The organism is Rathayibacter sp. VKM Ac-2856 (assembly GCF_013205055.1).
Classification (GTDB): domain Bacteria; phylum Actinomycetota; class Actinomycetes; order Actinomycetales; family Microbacteriaceae; genus Rathayibacter.
Map to the genome: position 1 here is coordinate 96,470 of NZ_JABMLF010000005.1, position 14,662 is coordinate 111,131.

The window sequence follows — 14,662 nt, forward strand, 5'->3', positions numbered from 1 at the left end:
CCAGCCTACGCCGAGGCCTCGGAGGGCCGGTCCCGGGCCGCGGTGCGCCGGACGCCCCGCGCCACGGACCGGCCCTCCGAGGCTCGCGGACCCTCCCCCGCTGCCCCTCAGTCCACGCGGTCCGGCTCCGGGATGCTCGGTGCCGCGTGCAGGCCGCCACTCAGCGCGTAGCGCTCCTCGGGTGAGAGGATCAGGCGCTTCCTGCCCCAGACCGCGAAGCCGATCAGGATGACGACGTAGACCACCGCGATGGCGATGATGGCCGGCTGGAACGCCTCGTTGAGCAGGAAGCCGAGGAAGATCAGGACGTTGATCAGCCCGGCGATCACCGCACCCGGCACGCCCCAGGGGCTGCGGTACGGACGGGTCGCGTTCGGGAAGCGGCGGCGCAGCAGCACGAACGACACCATCTGCATGAAGTACGCGACGACCGCGCCCCAGACCGCGATGTTCAGCACGATGGCCCCGGCGACCGCGCCGGCGTTGTCCGGGTCGATCCGGCTGAGCAGGTCGACGACGACCAGGGCGACGAAGCCGATGGCGGCCCCGACCGTCAGCGCGATCCACGGGGTCTGGCGCTTGCCGGTGAGCGAGAAGACCCGCGGGTAGTAGCCGGCCCTTGAGAGCGAGTACATGTTCCGGCCGTAGGCGAACATGATGCCCTGCAGCGAGGCGAGGAGCCCGATCAGCGCGAAGAGCGCGAGCACCGCCGCCGCTCCGTCGCCGACCATCGCGCGGAAGCCGTCGAGGAGGGGCTCGGTCGAGACGCCCATGTCCTCGGAGCCGATCAGGGCGGTGTTGAGGAAGAGCACGAGCAGGCCGGTCACGATCAGGGTGCCGCGCGCCCAAAACCCGGCGCGCGGGATGTCGCGGACGGGGTCGTGCGCCTCCTCCGCCGCCAGCGGCAGCTCCTCGATGCCGAGGAAGAACCACATCGCGAACGGCAGGGCGAAGAGGATCGGGAGCACGCCGTGTGGGAGGAACTCGGTCTGGCCCGCGTCCGGCGCGATGTTCCAGAGGCTCGACCAGTCGAGCGCCGGCGAGAGCAGGGCCATCACCGAGAAGGCCAGGAGGATGGCGATGGACACGATCGAGACGACGATCGCGAAGCGGAACGAGATCGCCGCGCCCGCGGAGTTCAGCGCGACGAAGACGATGTAGAGCACCAGCCACCAGACCCACATGGCTCCGGAGAGGTCGAAGCCCAGCAGCTCGCTCGTCACCCCGTTCGCGTACTGCGCCGAGAAGAAGACGACCACGGCGGTCGTGGCCACGTACTCGATGGTCTCCGCCAGGCCCGTCACCAGGCCGCCCCAAGGGCCCATCGCCGAGCGGGCGAAGGAGTAGGCGCCGCCGGTGTGCGGCATCGCGGCGGACATCTCGCCGATCGAGAAGATGAGCCCGTAGTACATCACCACGAGGACGGCGAAGGCGATCAGCATCCCGCCGAACCCGGCGAAGTCGATGCCGAAGTTCCAGCCCGAGAAGTCGCCCGAGATCACGGCGGCGACCGCGAGGCCCCACAGTCCCCAGACGCCCGCGGAGCGGCGCAGGGTGCGCTTCTCGAAGTAGCCGGCCTCGGCCTCGCGGTAGGTCACCCCCGCTGTGCCGGTGACGTTCGCGGAGTCGGGTCCGGACGCCGTCGGCCGCCCAGCGCCCTTCCTCGCGGGAGTCTGCTTCGTCTGCTCTGCCATCGGGTCTCCTCGGCTCGGGGTGGTCCGAGCATAGGGACCTCAATGGACGCTGGGAAGACCGATGGCGTTACAGCGGTGTGAACGGCGCGGAACAGCCAACGGCACGACGTGCCGACCCGCCGCGCCAGGTCGACCCGCGTCCGCTCCCCCACTCGCGGCCCTGTGCTCTAATGGACCTCGATCCGACCAGGCGGCCCTGTCCGTCCGCCTGGCGGAGCGATCCCCGGAGGCACCCCATGACACCCGTCAGCGCCGATCGGGCCCCCGCGCGGGGCATGCTCACCCTCGACCGTCTCGACCAGCTGATCGACAGCGGCGAGATCGACACGGTGATCGTCGCGTTCACCGACATGCAGGGCCGCCTCGTCGGCAAGCGCATCTCGGCGCGGCTGTTCCAGGACGACGTCGCCGCGCACGGCGCCGAGTGCTGCAACTACCTGCTCGCCGTCGACGTCGAGATGAACACCGTCGAGGGCTACGCGATCTCCAGCTGGGAGCGCGGCTACGGCGACATGAAGATGATCCCCGACCTCTCGACCCTCCGTCTCGCGCCGTGGCTCCCCGGGACGGCCCTGGTCACCGCGGACCTCACGTGGCTCGACGACGCCCCGGTCGGCGAGGCGCCCCGGCAGATCCTCCGCGCGCAGCTCGACCGCCTGAGCGAGCGCGGCCTGGAGGCCTTCGTCGCCACCGAGCTCGAGTTCATCGTCTTCGACGACTCCTACCGCTCGGCCTTCGCGAAGGGCTACCGCGATCTGACCCCCGCCAGCGACTACAACATCGACTACGCGCTGCTCGCGTCGACCCGGATGGAGCCGCTGATGCGGGACATCCGCGTGTCGATGGAGGGCGCCGGACTCTACTGCGAGGGCATCAAGGGCGAGTGCAACCTCGGCCAGCAGGAGATCGGCTTCCGCTACGACGCCGCGCTGGTCACCTGCGACAACCACTCGATCTACAAGTCGGGGGCGAAGGAGATCGCCGACAAGCACGGCAAGAGCCTGACCTTCATGGCCAAGTTCAACGAGCGCGAGGGCAACTCCTGCCACATCCACCTCTCCCTCCGCGGCACCGACGGCACTCCCGTCTTCGCCGACGCGGAGGGCGAGCACGGGATGTCGCCCCTGTTCCGGCACTACCTGGCCGGCCAGCTCGCCGCGATGCGCGAGTTCACGCTCTTCTTCGCCCCGAACATCAACTCGTACAAGCGCTACGTCGATGGATCGTTCGCGCCGACCGCGGTCGCCTGGGGGCTCGACAACCGCACCTGCGCCCTCCGCGTCGTCGGCCACGGCCCCGGGATGCGCGTCGAGAACCGCGTGCCGGGCGGCGACGTCAACCAGTACCTCGCCGTCGCCGCGCTGGTCGCCGCGGGTCTGCACGGGATCGAGAACGAGCTCGAGCTGGAGGACGTCTGCACCGGGAACGCCTACGGCTCGGGAGCACCGCGCGTGCCGACCACGCTGCGGGAGGCCGCCGATCTGTTCGAGTCGTCCGCCCTCGCGCGCGCGGCCTTCGGCGACGACGTCGTCGACCACTACGTGAACAACGCCCGCGTGGAGCTCGCCGCCTACAACGCCGCCGTCACCGACTGGGAGAGGGTGCGCGGCTTTGAGCGGCTCTGACGGTCGGGAGGACTCTCCGCGCGGACCCGTCGCGCCGCGTCCGATCATCGGCCTCACCACCTACCGCGAGCGCGCCGTCTCGGGAGTCTGGGACGTCGAGGCCTCGTTCCTCCCCGCGAACTACATCGACTCGGTGACCCGGGCGGGCGGCGTGGCACTGCTGCTCCCGCCTCAGCCCGCCTCGGCCGAGACCGCCCGGGCGGTCGTCGAGCGCCTGGACGGCCTCATCGTCTGCGGCGGCAAGGACATCGACCCCGCCCGGTACGGTCAGCAGCCGCACCCGGAGACCGACGAGCCCCGCCCGGAGCGCGACGCCTGGGAGGACCACCTGATGACGGCCGCGCTCGAGAGCGACCTGCCGTTCCTCGGCATCTGCCGGGGCGCACAGCTGCTCAACGTCTCGCTCGGCGGCACGCTGCACCAGCACCTCCCCGACGTCGTCGGCGACCGCCGCTACCAGGCGGGCGGCGGCGTCTTCTCGCACGTCGACGTCGCCGTCGAGCCGCGGTCGCGCCTGCGCGGACTGCTCGGCGAGGACGCCGTGGTCGCGCAGGTCTACCACCACCAGGCGGTGGACCGGGTGGCCGACGGCCTGGCGGTCGCCGCCCGGACGGCCGACGGCACCATCGAGGCGCTGGAACTGCCGGATCGCCGCTTCGCCCTCGGCGTGCAGTGGCACCCCGAGGAGGACACCGCCGACACCCGCCTCTTCACCGGCCTCGTCGCCGCCGCCCTCGCCCACCGCGCGGCGGCGGACGACGCGGCCGACGCGGCCGACGATCGCTCCCGAACCACGAAGGACGCACTCCGATGAGCACGCAGACGCAGACCCTGGTCGACCCCTCGACCGGCGCCGCCTTCGACGAGATCGCCCTCGCCGATCTCGAGGCGGTGGACGCCGCGATCACGCTCGCCGCCGCTGCGCAGCGCGGCTGGGCGGCGCTGGCCCCCCTGGAGAGGGCGCGCGCGCTCCGCCGCTTCGCCGCCGCCGTCGACGGCGCACTCGAGGAGCTCGCGCAGCTCGAGACCCGCAATTCGGGTCACCCGATCACCCAGTCGCGCTGGGAGGCCGCGCACGTCCGCGACGTGCTCGAATACGCCTCCGCCGTCCCGGAGCGCCTGCTCGGCGCGCAGATCCCGGTCGCGGGCGGACTGGACGTCACTGTGCACGAGCCGCTCGGCGTCGTCGGGATCATCACGCCGTGGAACTTCCCGATGACGATCGCCTCCTGGGGGTTCGCGCCGGCGCTCGCCGCGGGCAACGCCGTCGTGCTGAAGCCCGCGGAATGGACGCCGCTCACCAGCCTCCGCCTGGCCGAGCTCGGACTCGCGTCGGGACTGCCGGAGGGGCTCTTCCAGGTGCTGCCCGGCCGGGGCGACGTCGTCGGCGAGCGCTTCGTGACGCATCCGCTGGTCCGCAAGGTCGTCTTCACCGGGTCGACCCGCGTCGGCAAGCGGGTGATGGCGGGCTGCGCCGACCAGGTGAAGCGGGTCACGCTGGAGCTCGGCGGCAAGAGCGCGAACATCGTCTTCGCCGACTCCGACCTCGAGCGCGCCGCGAGCACCGCGCCCTACGGCGTCTTCGAGAACGCCGGCCAGGACTGCTGCGCGCGCAGCCGGATCCTGGTCGAGCGGAGCGTCCTCGACCGCTTCCTCGAGCTGCTCGAGCCGGCCGTGCAGGGCGTCGTCGTCGGCGACCCGCGCGACGAGGCGACCGAGATGGGTCCCCTCGTCTCGGCGGCGCACCACGAGCGCGTCGCCGCGTTCGTCCCGGAGGGAGCGCCCGTCGCGTTCCGCGGCTCCGCCCCCGCCGGCGCCGGCTTCTGGTTCCCGCCGACGGTGCTGCTGCCGGGCAGCGGCGATGCCGTCTGGCGCGAGGAGGTCTTCGGCCCGGTCGTGTCCGTGCTGCCCTTCGACGACGAGGCCGACGCGATCCGCCTCGCCAACGACACCGACTACGGCCTCTCCGGGTCCATCTGGACCCGTGATCTCGGGCGTGCCCTGCGGATGTCGCGGGCCGTCGAGAGCGGCAACCTGTCCGTGAACTCGCACTCGTCGGTGCGCTACTCGACCCCGTTCGGCGGGTTCAAGCAGTCCGGGCTGGGCCGCGAGCTCGGACCGGACGCGGCGCTCGGATTCACCGAGACCAAGAACATCTTCTTCGCGGCCGACTGACCCGGCCGCTCCACCTCCCCCGCACTCGCACTCGCACCTCGAAAGGCCGTCCCATGGCGCTCCCTCCCCTCGACACCACTCCGATCGATCTCACGCAGCGCCTCGCCGGCAAGGTCGCCGTCGTCACCGGCGGCGCCAGCGGCATCGGCCTCGCCACGGCGACGCGCTTCGCCCGGGAGGGGGCACGCGTGGTCGTCGCCGATGTCGACGTCGCGCGCGGCACCGAGGTCGCCGAGGCGCTCGGCGGACTGTTCGTCCGGGTCGACGTGACCAGCGAGACCGAGGTGGACGCCCTCTTCCAGGCCGCCGTCGACGCCTACGGCTCGGTCGACATCGCCTTCAACAACGCGGGGATCTCGCCGCCCGACGACGACTCGATCGAGACGACCGAGCTCCCCGCCTGGGAGCGGGTGCAGGACGTCAACCTCAAGTCGGTCTACCTCTGCTGCCGCGCGGCGCTCCGGCACATGACGAAGCAGGGCCGCGGATCGATCATCAACACGGCGTCGTTCGTCGCGGTGCTCGGCTCGGCGACCTCGCAGATCAGCTACACCGCCTCGAAGGGCGGAGTCCTGGCGATGAGCCGCGAGCTCGGCGTGCAGTTCGCCCGCCAGGGCATCCGGGTGAACGCGCTCTGCCCGGGCCCCGTGAACACTCCGCTGCTGCAGGAGCTGTTCGCGGCCGACCCGGTGCGGGCGCAGCGCCGGCTCGTGCACATCCCCGTCGGGCGCTTCGCCGAGCCGGAGGAGCTGGCCGCCGCGGTCGCGTTCCTCGCCAGCGACGACGCCTCCTTCATCACCGGCTCGACGTTCCTCGTGGACGGCGGCATCTCCTCCGCCTACGTGACGCCGGAGTGAGCGCCGTGGACGCCGAGCCCGAGGGACGCGAGACCGCTCCCGCACCGAGTGGTGCGGAGGCGACCCTGCGGCGACTCGTGCCTCCGGCGAGCGCGGAGGAGGCGGTCCTCCGGCGCGTGCGCACGGGCAACGCCTTCGAGGAGACGGTCCAGCGGTTGATGCAGACGGTGAAGCTCGGACTGGTGGCACCGGGCGACCGGCTGGCCGCCGAGCGCGAGCTCGCGGCACGGCTCGGCGTCGGGCGCGACACCCTGCGGGAGGCGATCGCGTCGCTCGTGGAGGCGGGCTACCTCGTGGTCCGGCGAGGCCGGTACGGCGGCACCTTCGTGGTGGAGGACCTGCCGCCGGTGCCGACCGGGCGGCGCGGCTTCGACCGGGCCGAGATCGACGACGTGGTCGGGCTGCGCGAGATCCTCGAGGTCGGAGCCGCCCGGCTCGCGGCCGGAGCCGATCTGACGGCCGCCGACCGGGAGCAGCTCTTCCAGGCGCTCGCCGATGTGGAGGAGGCGACTCCCGAGGACTACCGGCGCCTCGACTCCCGGCTGCACCTGGCGATCGCGGAGCTGGCGGGAGTCCCGTCGCTTCTGCCGCTCGTCGTCGAGAGCCGGATGCGGGTCAACGCCCTGCTCGACGACATCCCGCTGCTGCCGAGGAACATCGCTCATGCGGACGAGCAGCACCGGGAGATCGTGACGGCGATCCTCACCGGGCGGGCGGCCGAGGCGGCCCGGCTGATGACCGAGCACGTCCACGCGTCTGCGGCCCTGCTGCGGGCCTTCCTCGCCTGAGAGACAGTGCGGGACGGTCAGTTGACGTCGGTGCCCGTCACGAGCGCGACGAACGGCACCAGGAGGCCGAGGAAGAGCAGCGCGACGACGAAGAGCGCGACGAGGCCGATCATGACCGAGTTGAGGACGATGCCCCAGATCGCGAGGGTGCGGCCGGTCGGCTCGCGGCGCAGGCCCAGGATGCCGAAGACGAGGCCGGCGACGGGAGCGATCACGGTGAGGCCGAAGAAGACCGAGGTGACGCCGAGGATGAGGCTGGTCAGCGAGAACGGGGTCGACGGCGCCGGGGTGACGGCGGCCGGGGCGACGGGCGGGGTGCCGTAGGGGGCGGGGTACCCGGCGGAGGGACGATCGGACTGCGGGCGGCGCGGCTCGGACACGGGCTCGGACTGCGGGCGCGACGGCCGCTGCTCCGGGACGGCCTCGGTCAGAACGGCGGTGGAGCCGTAGTCCTCGGTGGGCTGCTCGTCGGCGGCGGTCGTGCCGCGGGTGGCGCCGGTGGTGCCAGCGGTGGTGGCGGGGGTGGTCTCGGCGTTCGACATGGTCGGTGCTCCTTCTGCGGGGTGCGGTGCCGGGGGCGCCCGGCGATGCCTCCACGCTACGGAGGACGCGGATCCTCCCCCATCCGGATAACCCCCGGGCGGGCGGGGGAACCCCCCGCCCACTCCCGGGGGCCGGTGCGAGACTGGTGGTCCGGCGGTGCGCCGGGACGACTGCGAGGAAGCGGTGGCGGATGGACGACGACGAGACGCTGCGCCGTCGCCGCGACGGCCGGGGCGCCCGCGCCGTCTGGCTGGCCGGCCTCTCCGCGATCGCGGGCTTCGTGATCCTCTCGCCGCTGATCTCCGTCACGGCCACGGTGCTGGCCTGGGGCGCCCGTCGCCGCGGCGGCACCCTGAGCGACCGCAACGGTGTCGTCGCCGTCAACTGGCAGCTGACCTACCTCGCGCTCCAGATGATGCTCGTACCGCTGCACCTCGCGCTCGTCTCGGTCCGAGACACCTGGGGCGGCGGCTGGCCCACCGTGACGATCGCCGCCATCCTCGGTCTCTTCGTGCTGAACCTCGTCCTCTGCGTCGTCCTCGGCGTCCGCTCGGGCCGCGGCCACCCGGTCCGCCTCGTCATCGCCGTGCCGTTCGTGCGATCCTCCCGGCCGGTGCGCTGACCGCGGCTCGAGTGCCGGTTCCGCGACGTCGACCGAGGCCTGCGTCGGGTGTTCCCTTCAGCGCCGTCGGTGGCGGAGCACGAGCACCAGTCGGCTGATGAGCCAGAAGATCAGGACGCTGATGCCGATCTGCACGGCATTCAGTGGGCCGGTGACCCCGATGGCCCTGCTGATGACGCCGCCGACGGTCTGTGCGATGAACAGGATCGCGAGGAAGCCCCACGCTGTGTGCTCCCCGTACAACGACCTCCGACCGTCCCGGCCGGTCCTGTGCTCTGGATCTTCCACAGGTGAACCATACGAGGATGGTCAGTGACGAGTGCGCTTCCGGCGGCGCTCGCAGCGTTCCGGCGCGCTGCGTCGGCCCTTTGACCTTTCGAGCGTGTGACGGGGCCCTGCAGTGCGGACACCGCGGGGGACGGATGGGTACCCCGCGGGGTGGCAGGGTTGTCGGGTGACGCCGATCGCCTTCCCCTCGCCCGTGTCCGTGGTCGCCGACGACGGGACGCGGATCGCGACGTACTCGCTCGGGGACGAGGGCGCGCCGACGGTGCTGGCGGTGCACGGCTTCGCGTCGAACGCGGTGCTGAACTGGGAGACGGCGGGCTGGCTTCGGACGCTGAGCCGCGCCGGCTACCGCGTCGTCGCCCTCGACCAGCGCGGGCACGGCGCGAGCGAGAAGCCGCACCGGGCCGGCGCCTACGGGGTCGACCTGATGGTCGCCGACATCGTGCGCGTGATCGAGACGTACGACCTCATCGCCCCGCACTACCTCGGCTACTCGCTCGGCGCGCGGATGGGCTGGGTGCTCGGGATGGAGCACCCCGAGCTGCTGGCGACCCTCAGCCTCGGCGGGCTCACGGTCGGCGAGCCGCTGCAGCACTTCGATGCGGCAGCGGCGCGCGCGCGGGTGGCGGACGGCGGCGAGATCGACGACCGGTTCACCCGCGCCTTCATCGGCATGGCGGAGGGCGTCGCCGGGAACGACCTGGCCGCGCTGGTCGCCGTGGCCGACGGAGTGCGCGGCGGCGCGCATCCGAAGCTCGGCGCGCACCCGGACCTGCCGACGCTGATGGTGACGGGCGGCGCCGACCCGATCGCACCCGACGGGGAGCGACTGGCGGCGGAGGCGGGGGCGCGCTTCGTCAGCGTGCCGGGGCGCGACCACACGAGCACGGTGCCCGCGCGCGCGTTCAAGGACGCCGTGCTGGCGTTCCTGGCGGAGCACGCCTGACGGATGCGGGCGGGCTGCCGTCCGATCTGCAGGCGATCCGGGCAGGAGTGCGCTCTCGTCCGCGCGGATCCGACGGCGGAGTGCCTGATCGCCTGCAGATCGGACGGGGACCGGTCGCCGAGGTGCGCGGCGTAGCATCGCGGCATGCTTGCGATCCACGTCGAGAACCCCGGCCCCGACTCCCGCCTCGTGCTCCGCGAGACCGCCACCCCGTCGCCCGGACCGGGCGAGGTGCTCGTCCGGGTGCGGGCCGCGGGGGTCAACCGCGCCGACCTCGGGCAGCGCGCCGGCGTGTATCCGCCGCCGGCCGGAGCCTCGGAGATCCTCGGCATGGAGGTGTCCGGAACGGTCGTCGGCCTCGGCGAGGGCGTCACCTCGGTCGGCGAGGGCGAGGAGGTCTGCGCGCTGCTCTCCGGCGGCGGCTACGCCGAGTACGTCGTCGTCGACGCGGGCCTGCTGCTGCCGGTCCCCGAGGGCGTCGACCTGATCTCGGCCGCGGCGCTGCCCGAGACGACCGCGACCGTCTGGTCGAACCTGGTGCTCGTCGCCGGGCTCCGCGCCGGCGAGACTGTGCTGATCCACGGCGGCGGCAGCGGGATCGGCACCACCGCCATCCAGATCGCCTCGGCGATCGGCGCGCGGGTCGCGGTGACGGCCGGCAGCCCGCGGAAGCTCGACGCCTGCCGCGCGCTCGGCGCGGACATCCTGATCGACTACCGCGAGCAGGACTTCGTGGAGCGGATCGCGGCGGAGACCGAGGGCGGGGTCGACGTGATCCTCGATCCGGTCGGCGGCGACTACCTGGCGCGCGACGTCGAGGCGCTCGCGCTCGGCGGCCGAGTCGTCTTCATCGGCAACCAGTCGGGCGCGCAGGGCTCCCTCGACATCGGGACGCTGATGCGCAAGCGCGCTGCCGTGCACGCCACCACGCTCCGCGCGCGGCCGCTCGAGGAGCGGCGGGCGATCGTCGCCGCGGTGCGCGAGAGCGTCTGGCCGCTCGTCGCGGACGGGACGGTCCGCCCGGTGGTCGACGAGGTGGTCCCGCTGGCCGAGGCCGCGCGGGCGCACGAGCGGATGACCGCCTCCGGGCACATCGGCAAGCTGCTGCTCACCCCGTGACGGACGGCTGACGACGGAGCATCAGCCGAGAGGGCTCGTCGACCGCGATCGGCGATGACGAGCCCTTCCGGCTGATGCTCTGCGGCGCGGACCGGTCAGACCGCGGCGCGCAGCAGGCCGAGCGAGCGGTTGATGCCCTCCACGTCGACGCTCGCGGGGTCGAACGTCGCGCCGGCCGCGAGTCCGAGGGCGTCGAGCGCCTCCGCGTGGTCGGCGGACGACGGGTCGGTGGCGGCGCGGACCGTGTCGGCCCAGGCGGCCGGGCCACCGGGGGCGTCGAGGGGTGCGGCACCGCGCGCGCCCGTGCAACGGGGCAGCGGGACGCTCAGCGGCGCGACCGACTCGAGGCGGATGACGTGGCGCCACTCGTCCTCGAGGTCGTAGACGTAGAACAGCTCGTCGTCGACGCTCTCGAGCACCTCGGCGAGCGCGACGCCGCCCTCGTCGACGAGGTCGGAGCCGAGCTCCTCCGCGTCGGCGGGCGAGCCGATCGGCGCGTGCTCCTCGTCGGGGACACCGACGCTGAAGTAGTGCGGCTGCGCGTCGGTCCAGCCGAGCGAGAGCTGCAGCGCGAGGTGCAGATCGCGCAGCGACGACTCCGAGGACAGCTCCAGCCGGCGCCAGACGACGGGCTTGGTGCCCAGCAGCGAGACGTGCAGGCCGTAGGCGGAGTCGGTGTCCTCCGTCGCCTCGTCGAGGATCTCGAGGCGGGTCGCGTCGCGGGCGCCGAGGAGCACGATGCTCGCGCGGACGACCGAGGCGAGGACCGGCTGGAGGCCCTCGGGCAGCACGTAGCCGAACTCGGGCGAGTGCAGCAGCAGGCCGAGCTCGGCGGCGTCGTCGAGCATGCGCTCGGCCGAGCCGACCATCCGCTCGCGCTCGTCCAGGGCGTCCTCGAGCGAGACGTCCAGGTCGGCGGCGAGCTCGTCGACCAGCTCGCCGACGACGAGACCCTCGTGGATCTGCGCCTGGCAGGCCACTGCGATCCGCACCAGGACGGCATCGGTCGTGGTGATCGCGCGCTCACGGGGTGAGAACGCGCCGTTCTCGGTGTCGGCCGCGGCGAGCGCCTCCTGGGCGCTGACCAGCCACTGCTCGACGAAGCGGGCGATGTAGGCGATGCGCTCGACCGACGCCTCGTGCGCGTCGGAGCTGCGCCAGAGCGGAGCGGACTCGCCGAGCCCGGCGGTGGAGCCGTCGGACTCGAGCACGGCGGAGGCGACCAGCGCGTCCCACCAGGCGGAGACGGGGATGCGGACGGTGTCGTCGCTCGGAGTGGAGCTGGCGGAGGAGATGCCGGCCTCGACCACGATCTCGCGGGCGGCGCGCTCGGTGAGCGTCGCTCCGTCGGACGCTGCGAGGCGCTCGACCACGACGTCGGCGGCGTGCACGAGGGCGGTGGCGCGGGCGGCGGCGAGCTGCTCGGCGTCCGGGACGTCGTCGACCTCGAGCAGGTCGTCGAGGACGGCCTCGACGAAGGAGCCGGCGAGGTCGAGGACCTCGTCGAGCACGGCCTGGCACTCGTCGAGCTCCTCGTCGGTGCCGGTCCAGAGGTCCTCGTCGGTCAGGAAGTCGAGGAAGTGCTCGACGACCTCGGCCACCGTGAAGAGGGTGTCGTCGAGGTCGGCCTCGCTCTCCTCGCCGGAGAGATCGGCCTCGATCTGGTCGAAGACGGCCTCGAGGAGCTCGGCGTCGGGCTGCGCGAACGAGCCGCGCGGGCGCAGGTCGCGGGTCATGGCGAAGAGATCGGTGAGGACCTCGACGGCCTCGTCGACATCCAGGTGCTCGTGCAGGACGGCGACATCGGCGAGGTGCGATCGGTACCAGCTGCGGAACCGGACCATCAGCGCGGTCTCGGCGGTGCGACCGCCGCCCTGGCCGCCCTGGCCGCCCGATCCGCCGGAGCGTCCGCCTCCGGGTCGTCCCTGATTGCGCTTCTTGCCCATCGTTCCTCCGCGACCGCTCCCCCTCGACGACGGAGCAGTACAGCCTACCCAGTGCGGGCTCGCCGGGGCACGCGCGGAGGCCCTCCGGGATGAACGCCGCGCGAACGGCTCGACGGCCGGACGGACCCGCGCACCGGGCCCGGATGCGCGACAGGGTGCGGCGGGCGTAGCGTCGGGCCATGGGTGCATGGAGTGGGGAGCCGTTCGGCAACGACACGGCCAGTGACTGGGTCTACGAGCTGGACGAGGCGGCGGACTGGCAGTACGTGCGCGAGGCGCTGGACGCCGCCGTCGCGCCCGCGCAGGTCGATGCGGACACCGCGACCTGCGCGATCGCGGCCGCCGAGGTCGTCGCGCGCGGGCTGGGCCGCGAGGGCGGTCCGCACGCCGACACGATCGCGCACTTCGTGCAGCGGGCCGGTCGGCCGGACGCGGAGCTGGTCGCGCTGGCGCTCGCCGCACTGAGCGCAGCCGACTCCCCCGGGAGCGAGCTGACGGAGCTGTGGGAGGACGCGGATCCGGAGGAGTGGCGCGAGGCGAACGACGCGGTGCGGAGCGTGCTCGAGGAGGCCTGAGCTCGGGGCGCGGGGCGCGGTCGAGAGGACGGTCGAAGGGGCTCCGGGGGCGGACCGCCCGTCAAGACGCGGAGGACCGCCGCTCAGGCGTCGAGCCCGCTGATCAGCGCGCGGTGGAAGACCTCGCCGCGCTCGAGGGCCGCGATGTCCACGTGCTCGTCGACGCCGTGGATGCCGGCGCGCTGCTCCCTCGACATCAGCAGTGGCGCGAAGCGGTAGACCGCGGGCGCGACGCGGTGGAGGTGCCGGGCGTCGGTGGCCGCGGTGATGACGTAGGGGACGACCGCCGCCCCGGGGTGCGAGACGGCGAGCGCCGCCCGCAGCGCCGCGAAGGGCGCACCGTCGCTCGGCGACTCCGGGGACGGATCCTCCCCCAGGACGACCTCGACGGTCACCTCGCGGTCGCGGACGCGCCGCCGCACCCGCTCGACCGCGCCGGCCGCGGTCTCGCCGGGTGCCAGCCGCAGGTTCAGCACCGCCGACGCCTCGGCCGCGAGCACGTTGTCGGCGGCGCCGGCGCGGAGCATCGTCGGCGCGATCGTGGTCCGCACGAGGGCGGCCGTCTCGCCGCCGAGGGCCGCCAGCAGCGGGGCGGCGAGCCGCGGCCGTGCGCCGAGCAGGCGGTAGAGGACTCCGCGCGGCCCGGGCGCGCGATCCGCGAGGAGCACGAGGGCGCGGGCGAAGGACTCCGGAAGCCTCGCCGCGAAGGTCGAGGGCGTGAGCCGCGTGATCGCCCGCGCCAGGCGCCCGACCGCGGTGAGGCGCGGCGGGGCTGAGGCGTGCCCGCCGGCGGAGCGAGCGGTGAGCCGCAGCGTGAGCAGGCCCTTCTCGCCGACGCCGATCATCGCGACCGGTCCGACGACGCCCGGCAGCGGCGCCTCGACGACCGCGCTGCCCTCGTCGAGCACGAGCCACGGCACGACACCGCGCTCGTGCAGCGTCTCGGCGATCGCGCGGGCAGCGGGTCCGCGCACCTCCTCGTCACCGCCGAAGGCGAGCAGGACGTCGCGGGCCGGTACGACGCCGGCGGCCAGCAGGTTCTCCACCGCCTCCAGCACGACGACGAGCGGGCCCTTGTCGTCGAGCGCCCCGCGGCCCCAGACGGCGCCGCCGACGACGACGCCGCCGAACGGCGGGTGCGTCCAGGCGTCCGGGTCCTCGACGGGGACGACGTCGAGGTGCGCCATCAGGACGAGCGGATCGGCGGCCGAGTCGCGGCCGGGCCAGCGGTAGAGCAGCCCGCGGGCGGTGATCCGCTCGGGCTCGATCCGCGCGTGGGTGAGCGGGTAGAGCTCGCGCAGCAGCTCGAGCGCGTCGTCGACGGTCTCGAGCTCGGCCGAGATGGTGCGGAGCCGGATCAGGCGGGCGAGGCGCTCGGGCAGACCGGGCCGCGGGGTGATGTCGTGCACGGTGTCCTCGATCCGTCGCGGGCGTTCGCCCATCGTGGCGCACGGGGACGACACCGGCGCCTTCTCTCCGCTGTC

General features: G+C 73.3%; 14 protein-coding genes. 9 read left to right on the forward strand and 5 right to left on the reverse strand.

Going from position 1 to position 14,662, the window contains the following annotated elements; all coding sequences use genetic code 11:
* Positions 1-107: 107 nt before the first annotated feature.
* Positions 108-1,694, reverse strand: a complete 1,587-nt coding sequence (locus HQQ82_RS15660) for an amino acid permease (RefSeq protein ID WP_173234863.1) — start codon at positions 1,692-1,694, stop codon at positions 108-110.
* Positions 1,695-1,930: 236 nt separating this feature from the next.
* Between HQQ82_RS15660 and HQQ82_RS15665 the strand changes: the two genes are divergently transcribed.
* Genes HQQ82_RS15665 through HQQ82_RS15685 form a run of 5 tightly spaced genes read left to right on the forward strand, consistent with a single transcriptional unit; the run spans position 1,931 to position 7,139 of the window.
* A complete protein-coding gene (locus HQQ82_RS15665) occupies positions 1,931-3,319 on the forward strand; it encodes a glutamine synthetase family protein (RefSeq protein ID WP_173234865.1) in 1,389 nt (462 codons plus the stop codon).
* Complete coding sequence (locus HQQ82_RS15670; RefSeq protein ID WP_173234867.1) at positions 3,306-4,133, forward strand: gamma-glutamyl-gamma-aminobutyrate hydrolase family protein; 828 nt, start codon at positions 3,306-3,308, stop codon at positions 4,131-4,133. The genes HQQ82_RS15665 and HQQ82_RS15670 overlap by 14 nt, the downstream gene beginning before the upstream one ends.
* On the forward strand, positions 4,130-5,494 hold the full coding sequence (locus tag HQQ82_RS15675; protein ID WP_173234869.1) for an aldehyde dehydrogenase: 1,365 nt from the start codon (positions 4,130-4,132) through the stop codon (positions 5,492-5,494). Before HQQ82_RS15670 ends, HQQ82_RS15675 begins: the two co-directional genes overlap by 4 nt.
* A 53-nt stretch (positions 5,495-5,547) precedes the next feature.
* The gene (locus HQQ82_RS15680; protein ID WP_173234871.1) at positions 5,548-6,351 is read left to right on the forward strand and encodes a 3-oxoacyl-ACP reductase; all 804 of its coding nucleotides are present in this window, start codon (positions 5,548-5,550) and stop codon (positions 6,349-6,351) included.
* Positions 6,348-7,139 (forward strand): FadR/GntR family transcriptional regulator, encoded by a 792-nt coding sequence (locus tag HQQ82_RS15685; RefSeq protein ID WP_367947970.1) that lies wholly within the window; start codon positions 6,348-6,350, stop codon positions 7,137-7,139. The genes HQQ82_RS15680 and HQQ82_RS15685 overlap by 4 nt, the downstream gene beginning before the upstream one ends.
* 17 nt (positions 7,140-7,156) lie before the next feature.
* Here HQQ82_RS15685 and HQQ82_RS20410 read toward each other — a convergent pair whose 3' ends face one another.
* Positions 7,157-7,681 carry a DUF4190 domain-containing protein gene (locus HQQ82_RS20410; RefSeq protein ID WP_301952492.1) on the reverse strand — a complete coding sequence of 175 codons (525 nt, stop codon included), beginning with the start codon at positions 7,679-7,681 and terminating at the stop codon, positions 7,157-7,159.
* A 191-nt stretch (positions 7,682-7,872) separates the two neighbouring features.
* Here HQQ82_RS20410 and HQQ82_RS15695 point away from each other — a divergent pair, with 191 nt between their 5' ends.
* Positions 7,873-8,304: a DUF4870 domain-containing protein gene (locus HQQ82_RS15695; RefSeq protein WP_173234873.1), complete on the forward strand. Its 432-nt coding sequence runs from the start codon at positions 7,873-7,875 to the stop codon at positions 8,302-8,304.
* 57 nt (positions 8,305-8,361) lie between these two features.
* Here the strand turns inward: HQQ82_RS15695 and HQQ82_RS15700 are convergent, their stop codons facing one another.
* Positions 8,362-8,547 (reverse strand): hypothetical protein, encoded by a 186-nt coding sequence (locus HQQ82_RS15700; protein ID WP_173234875.1) that lies wholly within the window; start codon positions 8,545-8,547, stop codon positions 8,362-8,364.
* 211 nt (positions 8,548-8,758) lie between these two features.
* Between HQQ82_RS15700 and HQQ82_RS15705 the strand changes: the two genes are divergently transcribed.
* Both HQQ82_RS15705 and HQQ82_RS15710 read left to right on the forward strand, forming a co-directional pair.
* Positions 8,759-9,538 (forward strand): alpha/beta hydrolase, encoded by a 780-nt coding sequence (locus tag HQQ82_RS15705; RefSeq protein WP_173234877.1) that lies wholly within the window; start codon positions 8,759-8,761, stop codon positions 9,536-9,538.
* Positions 9,539-9,682: 144 nt separating this feature from the next.
* On the forward strand, positions 9,683-10,657 hold the full coding sequence (locus HQQ82_RS15710; RefSeq protein ID WP_173234879.1) for an NAD(P)H-quinone oxidoreductase: 975 nt from the start codon (positions 9,683-9,685) through the stop codon (positions 10,655-10,657).
* Positions 10,658-10,752: 95 nt separating this feature from the next.
* On the opposite strand, the gene HQQ82_RS15715 is transcribed toward HQQ82_RS15710, so the two are convergent.
* Positions 10,753-12,603, reverse strand: a complete 1,851-nt coding sequence (locus tag HQQ82_RS15715) for a plasmid pRiA4b ORF-3 family protein (RefSeq protein ID WP_173234881.1) — start codon at positions 12,601-12,603, stop codon at positions 10,753-10,755.
* A 179-nt stretch (positions 12,604-12,782) separates the two neighbouring features.
* Here HQQ82_RS15715 and HQQ82_RS15720 point away from each other — a divergent pair, with 179 nt between their 5' ends.
* The gene (locus HQQ82_RS15720) at positions 12,783-13,178 is read left to right on the forward strand and encodes a DUF4259 domain-containing protein (protein ID WP_173234883.1); all 396 of its coding nucleotides are present in this window, start codon (positions 12,783-12,785) and stop codon (positions 13,176-13,178) included.
* A gap of 83 nt (positions 13,179-13,261) precedes the next feature.
* Here the strand turns inward: HQQ82_RS15720 and HQQ82_RS15725 are convergent, their stop codons facing one another.
* On the reverse strand, positions 13,262-14,641 hold the full coding sequence (locus HQQ82_RS15725) for a M20/M25/M40 family metallo-hydrolase (RefSeq protein WP_367947971.1): 1,380 nt from the start codon (positions 14,639-14,641) through the stop codon (positions 13,262-13,264).
* Between the last annotated feature and the right edge of the window lie 21 nt (positions 14,642-14,662).